Below are 11,024 nucleotides of genomic sequence, written 5' to 3'. Positions count from 1 at the left end.
GTGCTGAACTACAACGCCACCGTCCGCGAGCAGGCCTCCCGCCAATCCATCCTTGCCGCGCTGGCCCTCGAGGACGCGCTGCACCGGCCCGTCGTGGTCGGCGGCTGAAACGCCAAGAGGCCCCGGTCCTGTCCCTGGTGGAGGACGGGCCGGGGGCCTCGGTGTGCGCGAGGGTCAGCGGAGGCTGTCCACGATGCTGGTCAGCGACGGCGCGGGGCTCACCGTCTCCTCCCGCCACGGGAAGGGGCGCAGGCCGGCGGCCGCCTTGAAGGTGCGGATCGCTGCGCCCTCGGGGGCGTCGGGGAGGGCGTAGACGCGGCCGCCCTCGAGGGAGGCGAGCATCCGGGCCCCGTGGTGTTCGCATCCGTTCGAGCCCGCGTTGACGGCGTCCAGCACGGTCACGGCCACCAGGCCGCCGCACGGGGTCGGGTCTTCCGGGTGCGCGGCCGGGCAACGGAGGTCGGTCATGGCGTCCATCCTGTCGGGTCGGGGGCGGTGTGTCAGTCGTCGCAGGTGCAGGAGCAGCCGGGGCCGGCACACCGGCCGCAGTCCTGACAGGACGAACACGCCCTGCAGTGGCCGCAGCCTCGGTTGTCGACGGGCCAGCAGCGGCATCCGGTGGGCTGCCACGGGTCCTCGCTGCCGAACAGGCCCATCTGCCCCATGACGTTCTCGGTCGGGGCACGGCGCGGGGCGCGGGGCTTGATGCGGCGGGTCGCCATCACTGGCCCCCTGCTCGCTGGCACACCGCGCACGACACCTTGACCTTCTGGGTCTTGCCGGTGGTGGAGTGGATGCGGGTGCGGATGGTGAGGGTGCCGCCCTTGCAGCCCTTCACGCGGCAGCGCCGACGCTTCGGCTTGATGCTGCGGGTGGGTCCGGCGCCGCCGGTCTGCATCGTCCAGGCCGCGGTCAGGGCGGCCGCCTGCACGGTGCCTGCGGCCTCGCCGGCCTTCCGCTTGGCGGCCTTCACGGCGTGGTCCCTCGCGCCCGTGAGCTGCGCCTTGGCCTGCCGCTTCTTCGCTCGCCCCCACGCCTTGGCGTCCTTGGTCGCCTGACCCTTGACCACCTTGGCGATCTGCACGGCGTCGTCCAGGACGAACTCGGGGACCAGCTCGCCGGTCATGACGATGCCGCGCCACTCGGCGGTGAACGTGTCGCTGTCGGTGGCCTTGGTCCGGCCGGTGCGGGCGGCGAGGACGGCGTCGACCACGCCGTTGGTGATGACGGCGGACTCCTCGCCGCGGCCGCAGGCCAGGCAGCAGATCCAGGCCGGCCCCGTCTCGAACATCAGGTGCCGGTGGACCTCGAGGGAGAAGGTGTTGCCGCATCCGATGCAGGCGAGGGCCCGGCCGTTGACGTATGTGACGCCCAGCAGCTTCAGGTCGGCGGTCGTCTTCATGCCGGTCAGCCCTTGATCTCGCCGCGGCTCTTGGCGACCAGGCCGCGCGCGGTGGCGGTGACGGTGCGCTGGTCGACCGGTCCGGCGTAGTGGTGGTGGTGGACGGGCGGCGCCGCTTCCACGACCTGGCGGGCGCGGCCGGCGAGGCGGCACAGGGCGAGGATCGGCAGGGCGATCGTGGCGGGCGCGGCCGCGGCGATGGCGAGGGTGGCCGGGTCGACGTGACCGAGGGTGTAGACGAACAGGGAGGCCATGCCGCCGAAGGGGACGGAGGCGACGCCGGCGGAGAGCATCAGCACGCTGGCGTCGGTGGCGCGCTGGGACATCGGCGGCCGCCGGGCACCGGGCTGCGGGGCGGGCGGGGTCGTGCCGATCGTGGACGCGGCCGGCAGGGTGTCGTCGCGGTAGGCGGTCGGCACGGGCTGCTCGGGCTTGGTGGCTTCGGCGAGGGCGTCCTCGACCTGGGCGAGGAACCGGTGGGCCTGGTCGTTGGCGGCGGTGCGGCGGGTGTCCATCGTGGTGCCTCTCTTGTTCCGTTTTGCGGTGGTGTGAGACTCGGACAGCACCCGGACGGGCCGGGCGTTTGCGCAGGTCAGAGGGCGGACGGTTCCCGGACGGGGGGAGGGGTGACCCGGCCTGGTGGGGTCCGGGTCGCGGGTTCCGTATCCGGGTCGGAGACCGTCCCGTCCGGGTGCATTCCGGGGTAAACGGGACGGCCGTCCGGGCTGTGTCCGGGTTTCAGGACCGCTCGAGGACCTTCTGCGCGGTGGCGAAGACGAGGGCGCGGGGGTAGCCGGCCACCCGGCTGGTCCCCCAATCCCGCTTCGCCTTGTCGGCGGCGGAGCGGACGACCAGGGCGGCCAGCCGCTCCGGGGTGACCGCGATCCCCGCCGCGCCCAGGACGTCGACCAGGACCGAGCCGGGCAGCCAGTCGACGCCCTCACCGCGGGCGGTGAACTCCTCGACCAGGACGGCGAGGATCTCCCCGTCCGGGCCGCGCTGCCGCAACCGGTCGGCCATCGTCGGCCCGTTCCCGGGCAGCGTCCCGGCCTCGGCGCGCAGCTTGTAGGCCCGCTCGAGGATGACGCCGACCTCGTCGTCGTCGTAGTAGTAGCTGCGGGTCAGCTCCGGCTCGGCGCCCTCGCCGTCCATGTAGATGCCGACGCCACGCTGGCTCTTGAGGATCTCCTGCGCGTTGTGCCCGGCCGAGGCGTAGCCCCTGCCGAGGATGGTGTCGGACGCCTCCGGGGTGAGGCAGCGCATGGCCCAGCGGATGGACAGGATGTCGCGGATGCCGGTGGGCACGGAGTCGCTGTCGGGCTTCTGCGTGGCGGCGAGGGTGATGATGCCCAGGGCGCGGCCCTGCTGGACGATCAGCCGCAGCAGCCGTTCCATCTCGTCGCGGGTCTTCCGCTCGGCAGCGGCCCCGTAGCTGGACCACTCATCGACCAGCAGGACGGCCTGGCAGACCCGCGGGTCCCGTGCCGCCATCTCGGCGGTCAGCTTCCGGGAACCGTGCTCCTTGGCCAGGGCCCGACGCTCCGGGATCTCGCCCGTCCAGATGTGCTCGAGGATCTCCTGCAGCTTCTCGGGGTCGCCGTCGGTGTCGTACATGGTGGCGATCGGCTCGAACGGGGTGATGTCCGCGCCGGCCTTCCCGTCCGCGAGGTACATGCGGACGGTGGGGTCCAGGGCCGCACCGAGCAGCAGGTCGTTGGCGCCCGCCGACTTGCCCGATCCGGGCTCGCCGCCGAACAGGCCCGACCGCTCCACCCAGGACGTCCACACGCTCTCGCCGCGCAGGTTCACGCCCATCGGGATCGGCCGCCACAGGTCGACCCGCTCCATGGCCAGCAGCGGCCCCTGGACGGGAGCGCCGGTGAAGGGCAGGCGGAGAGACACCCGCAGATGGATGCGCCCCTCACGGTCCCCACGGGACTGGTGGAGCTGCTGCACCGCGACCCCGAGCGCGCCGGCGAGGGCCTCCTTGGCGTTCAGGGCCTTCCTGGTCGGCAGGCCGGACGGCAGGTCGAACACTGCCTGCCACGCCTGCCCGTCGGTGCTGGGCATGCACGGCGTGACCATCGTGAGGACCTGGTCGCCCGTGATGACCTTGGCGTCCTGGTAGGCCCGGTTCAGCATCGGCTCGTCCATGCGGTCGCCGTCGCCGATGCTGCGCCGCTCGAGGTCCCACGACTCGGTGACGAGCGGCTTCCGCCCGATCCATGCGGCCACCCCCAGGGTGGCGAGGATGCCGCCGGCCAGACCGATACCGCCGAACTCCAGCGCGGCCGCGGTGTCGGCCAGCAGGGGCGTGCCGTAGGCAAGGCTGCCGCGTAGCAGGCGGCCGCGCCGGATCTCCCGCTTGGCGGCCTTGTGCGCCTGGACGGCGGCCATCGCTGCGGTCTGCGCCCGGTCGGCGGCGAGGCGGGCGTCCTGCCGCTGCTTCGGCATGACGGTGTAGCGGGCGCGGCGGGCGGCTTCGCGGGCCTCGCGGGTTGCAGTGTGCGCCTGATGGGCGGCGGCCTGGACGTGGACGCCGTGGAAGCCGACGACCCACTCCCGGGTGCGGCGGGTGCCGCGGCGGATCTGTGCGGCGTGGCCGCGGTCGGTGCGCTGCCTCGAGGCCCAGCGGCGGGCCGACCGGCGGGCGGCCCGTGCGGCGCGCCGTGCGGCGGCCTGGCGGCCCTCGGGGGTGCGGGTCCAGGCGGGGATGAACGGCAAGTCTCCGGCGGGGTCTTCGGGCAGCTCGGGGAGGACGTCGGCGGGGGTCGGCACGATCCGCACGGCGCGTTCCTTGGCGAGGTCGACCACGGGCGCGTCGGGGATGTCGGTGTCCGGCCGGCGGATGGTGTCGGACATGATGTGTCTCGCTTCCTTCGGGGAGCGGCGGGACCGGGGTGCTTCTCTCATCTCGGTCCCGTCTCGCTCTGCGGTGGGGGTCAGTGGCCGTGGCCGTTGACGGCGGGGATGCGGCGGGGGGAGCCACCGCGCTCGAGGGCGGCCTCGACCTTGGCGACGGAGCTGAACGGAACGCTGTCGCCCTTGGTGCGGCGGTGCGGCGGAGGCATCTTCCGGCCGCCCTTCTGAGGCGCCTTCTGGGGCCGCTCAGAGGCGGGGGGTAGATCGGACGCCACCTGCGAAGATCCAGGCGCGGAGAGCAGCACTGAGGGGGCCGGGTGGAGCACCTGCAGCAGGCGGGCCCGGGCGCTTATCGGCGACCCGTTCGCCGCGTCCATCGCCGCCGCCAGTGCCTTGCTTGAGGCGAGCTTCTCGGCGTGCAGCTCCGGCGTCATGCCCGGGGTGCTGGTGCCCTTCTTGATCTCCCAGGCGGCGGTGACCGCGTCCTCGAAATCGAGCGTCCCGAACGGTGCGGCGGACACCAGCCGCTCGGCGAGTTGCACGATTTCCTTGTGGTGGCGACGGCGCTTCCGCTCGTGCTTGGCGCGGGCCTTGTCCTCGGCCCGCTGCTTCTTCTCCGCCGGGTCGAACGTCAGCGTGGTGACCCACTGTCGGACCTCGAAGAACAGCGGTCCGAGCAGGCTGACCGAGGCCAGGCCGTAGGCGACTGCCGGGGCGGTCTCCATCCCGTACTGGTAGTTGATCCACCCGGCGTACCCGGCGGCCGTCAGGCACAGGCCGCGCAGCAGCCACCGCACCCAGGCGGGCAGCCCCTTCTCGTCGGCGTAGGCGACACCGGCCGCCATCACCCAGGCCGCGCCCTCGAGCGCGAACGGCAGGGGCAGCAGCATCAGGGAGATGCCGGCGAAGTGGGCGATCTGCGCGGGCAGGGAGGCCAGCGCGGATGCGATGACCAGGGCGAGGGTGCCGCGCCGGTAGATGACGCCGGGGGTGGTGTTCTTCGTCCACGCCTGGGCGCGCTCGCGGCGCCGCTCCCGCTTCTCGCGGCGCTTCTGCTGCGCCTCGGCGCGGGCCTCGGCCTTGTCGGCCTGCCGGTTGGTGCGGCGCCGCTCATCCTCGGCGGCCCGCATCTTCAGGGCACGCTCGGCGGCCGCGTCCTTGTCCAGGCGCCGCTGCTCGGCCTCGGCGGCCTGGTTGCGCCGGCGCTCATCGCTCCAGCTGCTCATGGTGCTTCGGTCCTCTCAGGGGTTCAGGCGGTCGGCGTGCTCTGCTGCTTCGGAACGGTGCTGTCGAAGCCGAGGACGATCGCCACCAGGTCGAGGGGGCGGCCCAGTTCCAAGCCGCGCGCCCGGACGTCCTCCACGAGGTCCCGCAGGACGCCGTACGCGATGGCCGCCCGCCTGCTCTGTCCGGTGGTGGTGTCGGCGACCGCGTCGCGGAGCTTGGCAACGTCCTGACGGATCTCGTCCAGCTCCCGCCGGGCGGCGGTCTCCACCTGGTCCCGTTCGGTGCGGGCGGCGTCGCGGTCGCGTTCGGCCTGGAAGCGGTCGGCGTGCGCCTGGGCGAGGTCGCGGAGCTGCCGTTCCGCGACGTTCTCGGCGCGGATGGCGGAGTCGGTGGCACGCTCGGCGTCGGTCTTGGCCTGGGCGAGTTCCTGCCGGACGGCCGGCAGTGCCGCGCTGTCGGCGCGGAGGGCGTCCAGGGCGGCCGTGCGGATGATGCGGATCATGGTCGTGGTCCTCTCGGTGTCAGGCGGTGGCGGCTTGGTCGGCGAACAGCCGGTCCAGGACGGGCCACAACCGGTCATTGCGGTTGGTGTCGAGGTCGATCAGGCAGACCTGCCAGGCGTCGCACACGGCCTCGAGGGCGGGGCGGCTGATACCGCCCCAGATGTGCCGGAGGATGCGAGGTGGCAGGTACTCGCCGAACGCGGTGTAGGGCTGGCCGCCGCGGCTGGTGCAGGTGACGCCCTGGCCCAGCGGCAGCAGCCGGGGGTGGGCGATCAGCACCAGCAGGCCGGCGGCCTCGCACTCCCGGCGGAGCCGGTTCAGCAGGTCCTCGTCGGCGACCAGGCCGGACACGGCGGCGCGCTGCTCCCAGCGCAGGCCGTCGTAGCCGGTGCCGTCGTAGCCGGGCTGGGACTGGTCGGTGAGGAACCCGCCCCGGTTCGCCGCGGCGAGGGTCGGGATCATCAGGGTGGTCTCCTCATCGGGCCCACCCCCGTAGCCGGGAGTGATGGACAGCTCGCCCTCGAGCCACAGGGCCATGAGGTCGGCCAGCTCCGGGAAGGTGTGGGCGGTGGCCCAGCGGCGGCGGTCGGCCCGCTCCTTCCTCCAGCGGCGCATCACGCGGACGCCTTCGGAGCAGGCGCGGGCCGGTTGGTGAAGAGGCGGGTCAGGGCGCGGTCGACGGGGCCGGGCACGGTGCCGGCCAGGAGGACGACGGCGGCCGCGGTGCCCAGGCCGACGGGGTGGGAGGCGACCCATCCGAGGGTGGCCAGCAGGGCGTTGGCGAACGCCGGCCAGACGACGGCGAGCAGGGCCAGGGCGGCGAGCAGTCGGGTACGACGGGTCATGTCGGCGTCCCTTCCAGGGGAGTCGGTGGTCATCGGGGTGGTGCTGCGCCAGTTCTCCTCGACCGGGCCCGTGCGAGACGGGCCCGGCGGACAGCTGGTCAGCGGCGGCCGCGTTCGGCCTCGATCTCGGCGTCCAGCCAGTCGAAGGCCTCGTCGGGGACGTAGCCGGGGCCGGGCTTGCCGAGGTGGGCGATCCGGGCGCGGCGGACATAGCTGGTCGGGTAGGCGGCCCATTCGTGCTCGCTGTGCGGCATCTCACCGCGCGGGGTGAGGGATTCGAGGGCGAACGTGTCGCCGGCGTCCAGGTCGTCGGCGAAGGCGCGGAGGCCGGCGGCAACCTTGCCGGGGTCGACGGGGGCGGGCTGCGGCTTCGGGGCGCGGCGGCCGGTGAGGTTGATCCGGACACGGGACTTGTTCTGCGGCTGGGCGGTCATGCCTGGGTTCCTTCCTTCTGGTCGGTGCGGATCCGGTCTGGCCGGCTCCCTGCGCTCCCGCCCGTCCAGGACGTGGGCCCTGTACGGGCGGGAGAGGCAGCCGTCAGGCCTCGCGGTGGTCAGCTGCGGCGGATGCGGTCCAGTTCGTTCGCCTCGGCCAGCAGCTGGCTGGCGGTCGGAGTCCTGTGCCGGTCCTCGCAGTCGGCGGCCCAGGACTGGTGCGGGTAGCAGGTCTGCCGGTCGTCGGGGTGCATGCCGGCGTCCTCGCGCTGGTTGTCGCGCTCGATGGCGGCGGCGAGCTTCTTGTTCATGGCGTCCCTTCCTTCGGTTGGTGACCGGTCTGGGCCGCTCTTCTACTGGCACTGACCTTGGCGTTGGGGTGGGAGCGTCAGGCGATGCGAGACTCCGTTGAACAGCGGCTCAAGGGTGTCGACGTAGAACGAGGACGCGGTCCACTGGACGGCCAGGCCGGCGGAGAGGCCGATGCTTCCTGCGGTCTTGGAGTCGGAGGTGAGGCGGTCCCGGCGGAAGACCCGGCCGACGAACCATCCTTCGGGGACTCCTGCGGTGGCGAGGTCGCCGACCTCGGGAACCGGCTGGGCGGACAGGCCCACGCGGTTCCGCAGCACGGCGAGGCGGGTGAGGTCGCGGTGGTGCAGTTGCGCCACGTGCTCCAGTCGGCGGGCCGACTTGGCGATACGCATCTCCAGTTCGGAGATTTCGCTGATGAAGTCGTTCGTCGGCGGAGTGACGGACAGGGTGTTGCGGCGCGGCATGGTCAGCGGAGTGGTCATCGTTGCCTCTCTCGTGGTCGGAGGGGCCGGGCCGTCCCCCTGACGGCCCGGCGGTGATGCGGGTCAGACGCCGTCGATGACGGCGGAGGCCTCGGAGGCGCAGCGCTCGAGGTAGTCGTCGTCGATGGCGGCGGCGTACTCGGCACCGAGGCGGCGCAGCTTCTGCTTGCGGTCGTCGGGCAGGCCGGCCAGGGCGGGGTTCGTGTCCGGGCTGGCGATCTGCCGCAGGACCAGGCCGACGAGGGTGGCGAAGCTGCCGTCGGCCAGTCCCCCGAGGGCGGCGACCAGGGACTGGGAGCGGTCCAGGTCCAGGTCGGCGGCAGCCAGGTCCTCGAGGGCCTGGGCGGCGCGGTCCAGGGCGGGGTGGAAGCCGGTCAGGTCGTCCACCAGGTCCGTGATCTGGGCGGGGACGGAGGTGTTGGTGGTCTTCACTGGTCGCCCTCGGCTTCCTTGCGGTAGGTGCTGTTCAGGAGTCCCTCGAACCCGGCGATCACGTCGGTCACGGCCTGGCCGTCGACCTGCGGGAGCGGTTCGGGCTCGGCGAGCGCGGCGCAGGCGTTCATGTCGCTGATGGCCAGCGCGCCGTCGATGAGGGTCTGGACGTCGTTCGCGGACAGCCACACGTCCTTGACGAAGCGGCCGTTGGCGAGTCGCAGGGTGACCATCAGGGTCCGGTCGGTGTCGGGCCCGAGGTTGGCGAGGGCGTAGCCGAGCTCGATCGCGGCCAGTTCCTCGGGGCTGCACTTCTGCGGGTCGTTGTCCATCACAGGGCACCGCCCGTGCTGGCGAGGCGAGCGGCGGCGTGTCCCAGCAGGGAGAGGCCGTGCTTGTCGCCGTTGGCGTGGGCGGTCAGGATGCCGTCGAACAGGTTCAGCAGGGCCAGCTCGGTGGCCGGCTGCTGCTGGGCGATGTTCTTCAGCGCCCTGCGTTCGGTGGGCCGGTTGACCTGAGCCAGTGCGTAGCCACGCTGGCGGGGGTGTGCCGGTGCCGTGCTGGGTATGGCCGCGCTACGATTACGCATGCGGTCGCTCCTTCTCACAGGGGTGGCGATTCGCTCCGAGGGCCCGCTCTGACCAGCGGGCCCTCTTCCGTTTCCCAGCCCTTACGGGCGCTGGGACACGACACTTCAGCCCTTTAGGTGCTGGCACCTAAGCGCTACACTGATATTGCTCCGAGGGCATGGGCTGTGTCAAGCTCTGGTGCTAACACCTAAACGAGACGGCGCACGAAGAGAGGAGGCGGACGTGGCGAGCAGGGCCGAAGAGGTCACCGCAGCAATGCGGGAGAAGATCAGAAGTGGTGAGATGCCGCCGGACACGAAGCTGCCGACGATCGACGACCTGGCTGCAGAGCACGGGTTCGACCGCAACACGGCACGGCGGGTAATGAACACGCTCAAGGCTGAGGGCCTAGTCGAATACCGGCCCGGCCGCGGCGGGTCTACTGGCCGTAGCGGTGGCACGTACGTTCGCCGGCGTCCCGCCACACGGGTGGTTCGCTCCCGCAGCATTGAGCGGGACAACCTTGGCTACTACTCCGGCCCCACGGTCAAGCACTGGCGCACCATCCAGGGCCTCGGCCTCGCCATTGACACCAAGCCCGTCCCGCCGGACATCGCCGAACTGCTGGGCATAGAACCCGGTACACCTGTCCTGGTCCGCGAGCGGGCGAACGGCGATCCCGAGCAGCCGAAGTACCGCCAGCTCACCACTTCCTGGTTCCACCCGAGCATCGTGGAAGACGTGCCCATCCTGACTGGCAGCACCGGACTGGGCGGCTCGTACGACCGCATCGAGGAGTGGGCGCAGCAGCCGCTGAACTGGGAAGAGGAAGTCACCGCAGCAACGCCCAGCCCAGACGAAGCTGAGGCACTGCTCCTGCCGCCCGGCGTTCCCATGCTGCGCATTCTGCGGATCGCCTCACTCGGTCGAGGACGAAAGCAGCGCGTCGTGGAGGCCCAGGACATCCGCATGTCCGGCGAGTTGTTCAGCGTCCGCTACCCCTTGCAACGGCGTGGGGATGCCCGCTGGCCGGTTGAGCCGGCATCGGACGACTACTACAACAGCTAGGGGGGATCGTGCAGAGACAGCTGTCGAGGCGCCAAGAGGAAGCGCGAGCAGCCTTCCACGCCCGAGTTGCCGAGCTTGGCGGCGTCGTCGTGGAAGAAGAGTGGCTGGGGGTAGATACAGCCCACCGCGTGCTGTGCCCGGCAGGGCATGAAGCAACCCCGCGCCCGACCAGCCTGAACTGCGGACAAGGGCTCTGCAAGACGTGCGCTAGGAAGGACCCTCGGGCAGCAGATCAGGCATTTCGCGCTCGCGTTGCGGGGTTGGGCGGCACCGTATTGGAAACCGCATGGCTTGGTAGCAGGTCCCCGCATCGCGTGCGGTGCGCTGCTGGCCACGAAATGACACGGAGCCCGGACAAAGTGGCGAGCAGTGGACACCTGTGCCGCATTTGTACTGGCAAGGACTCTGCTTCGTCTGAGGCAATCTTCCGAGCCCGTGTTGCTGAACTGGGCGGAACAGTGCTCGAGCCCAAGTGGCTGGGAGCTCTCAGGCCTCACCGCATTAGGTGCGCAGCAGGCCACGAGTCTGCACCCTGGCCGAGCTCCGTGCGAAAGGGGCAGGGCATCTGCCGTCTATGCGCCGGCAAGCAGTGGGACGCCTTCTATGTGGTCGTGGACGACGTTCACAGCCGGGTGAAGTTCGGTATCACCTCAGGCGATCCTCGCCCCCGGGTCCAGAGGCACGCAGCGAACGGATACACGCGCGTCTTGCGCCTTATGACCGGCTTACCGAACGGACATGCCCTCGGCATGGAGCGGTCAACGGTAGCGGCGCTCCGGGACGCCCAGGAGAACCCAGTGCAGGGGCGCGAGTACTTCGACTCTCGCGCTCTCCCCATCATCTTGGCTGCCGTCGATGCGGGACGAAACCCTGGCTAAGCAAGCGGGG

The 11,024-nt window shown here is 71.6% G+C and carries 15 protein-coding genes; 1 reads left to right on the top strand and 14 read right to left on the bottom strand.

Annotated features, from left to right (window positions below; all coding sequences use genetic code 11):
* Positions 1-174 precede the first annotated feature (174 nt).
* The 14 genes from ACZ7GZ_RS38640 to ACZ7GZ_RS38575 all read right to left on the bottom strand — a co-directional run bounded on the left by ACZ7GZ_RS38640 (position 175) and on the right by ACZ7GZ_RS38575 (position 9,088).
* Positions 175-468 carry a hypothetical protein gene (locus tag ACZ7GZ_RS38640; RefSeq protein WP_471031901.1) on the bottom strand — a complete coding sequence of 98 codons (294 nt, stop codon included), beginning with the start codon at positions 466-468 and terminating at the stop codon, positions 175-177.
* 253 nt (positions 469-721) lie between these two features.
* Positions 722-1,402 carry a hypothetical protein gene (locus ACZ7GZ_RS38635; protein WP_471031899.1) on the bottom strand — a complete coding sequence of 227 codons (681 nt, stop codon included), beginning with the start codon at positions 1,400-1,402 and terminating at the stop codon, positions 722-724.
* 5 nt (positions 1,403-1,407) lie between these two features.
* On the bottom strand, positions 1,408-1,917 hold the full coding sequence (locus tag ACZ7GZ_RS38630; protein WP_471031898.1) for a hypothetical protein: 510 nt from the start codon (positions 1,915-1,917) through the stop codon (positions 1,408-1,410).
* A 223-nt stretch (positions 1,918-2,140) separates the two neighbouring features.
* On the bottom strand, positions 2,141-4,264 hold the full coding sequence (locus ACZ7GZ_RS38625) for an FtsK/SpoIIIE domain-containing protein (protein ID WP_471031895.1): 2,124 nt from the start codon (positions 4,262-4,264) through the stop codon (positions 2,141-2,143).
* A gap of 80 nt (positions 4,265-4,344) precedes the next feature.
* Positions 4,345-5,490, bottom strand: a complete 1,146-nt coding sequence (locus tag ACZ7GZ_RS38620; RefSeq protein WP_471031893.1) for a hypothetical protein — start codon at positions 5,488-5,490, stop codon at positions 4,345-4,347.
* A gap of 23 nt (positions 5,491-5,513) precedes the next feature.
* The gene (locus tag ACZ7GZ_RS38615; RefSeq protein ID WP_471031892.1) at positions 5,514-5,993 is read right to left on the bottom strand and encodes a hypothetical protein; all 480 of its coding nucleotides are present in this window, start codon (positions 5,991-5,993) and stop codon (positions 5,514-5,516) included.
* A 19-nt stretch (positions 5,994-6,012) separates the two neighbouring features.
* Positions 6,013-6,609 carry a DUF6919 domain-containing protein gene (locus ACZ7GZ_RS38610; protein ID WP_471031890.1) on the bottom strand — a complete coding sequence of 199 codons (597 nt, stop codon included), beginning with the start codon at positions 6,607-6,609 and terminating at the stop codon, positions 6,013-6,015.
* Positions 6,609-6,839 (bottom strand): hypothetical protein, encoded by a 231-nt coding sequence (locus ACZ7GZ_RS38605; protein WP_471031888.1) that lies wholly within the window; start codon positions 6,837-6,839, stop codon positions 6,609-6,611. Before ACZ7GZ_RS38605 ends, ACZ7GZ_RS38610 begins: the two co-directional genes overlap by 1 nt.
* A 98-nt stretch (positions 6,840-6,937) precedes the next feature.
* Entirely contained in the window at positions 6,938-7,273 is a 336-nt protein-coding gene (locus ACZ7GZ_RS38600; protein ID WP_471031886.1) for a hypothetical protein, read from the bottom strand.
* 119 nt (positions 7,274-7,392) lie between these two features.
* Positions 7,393-7,584, bottom strand: a complete 192-nt coding sequence (locus ACZ7GZ_RS38595; RefSeq protein WP_471031885.1) for a hypothetical protein — start codon at positions 7,582-7,584, stop codon at positions 7,393-7,395.
* A gap of 42 nt (positions 7,585-7,626) precedes the next feature.
* Positions 7,627-8,067, bottom strand: a complete 441-nt coding sequence (locus ACZ7GZ_RS38590) for a hypothetical protein (RefSeq protein WP_471031884.1) — start codon at positions 8,065-8,067, stop codon at positions 7,627-7,629.
* A 63-nt stretch (positions 8,068-8,130) separates the two neighbouring features.
* On the bottom strand, positions 8,131-8,499 hold the full coding sequence (locus tag ACZ7GZ_RS38585) for a hypothetical protein (RefSeq protein ID WP_471031883.1): 369 nt from the start codon (positions 8,497-8,499) through the stop codon (positions 8,131-8,133).
* Positions 8,496-8,831, bottom strand: coding sequence for a hypothetical protein (locus tag ACZ7GZ_RS38580; RefSeq protein ID WP_471031882.1), 336 nt, complete (start codon positions 8,829-8,831; stop codon positions 8,496-8,498). Before ACZ7GZ_RS38580 ends, ACZ7GZ_RS38585 begins: the two co-directional genes overlap by 4 nt.
* A complete protein-coding gene (locus tag ACZ7GZ_RS38575) occupies positions 8,831-9,088 on the bottom strand; it encodes a hypothetical protein (protein ID WP_471031879.1) in 258 nt (85 codons plus the stop codon). The genes ACZ7GZ_RS38580 and ACZ7GZ_RS38575 overlap by 1 nt, the downstream gene beginning before the upstream one ends.
* Positions 9,089-9,311: 223 nt before the next feature.
* On the opposite strand from ACZ7GZ_RS38575, the gene ACZ7GZ_RS38570 reads away from it, so the two are divergent.
* Positions 9,312-10,136 (top strand): GntR family transcriptional regulator, encoded by an 825-nt coding sequence (locus ACZ7GZ_RS38570; RefSeq protein ID WP_471031877.1) that lies wholly within the window; start codon positions 9,312-9,314, stop codon positions 10,134-10,136.
* Positions 10,137-11,024 lie beyond the last annotated feature (888 nt).

The sequence above is a fragment of the Streptomyces sp. NPDC037288 genome, assembly GCF_055603265.1.
The sequence above is the reverse complement of the archived record's forward strand: the minus strand, read 5'-3'. Positions and strand labels throughout refer to the sequence as shown.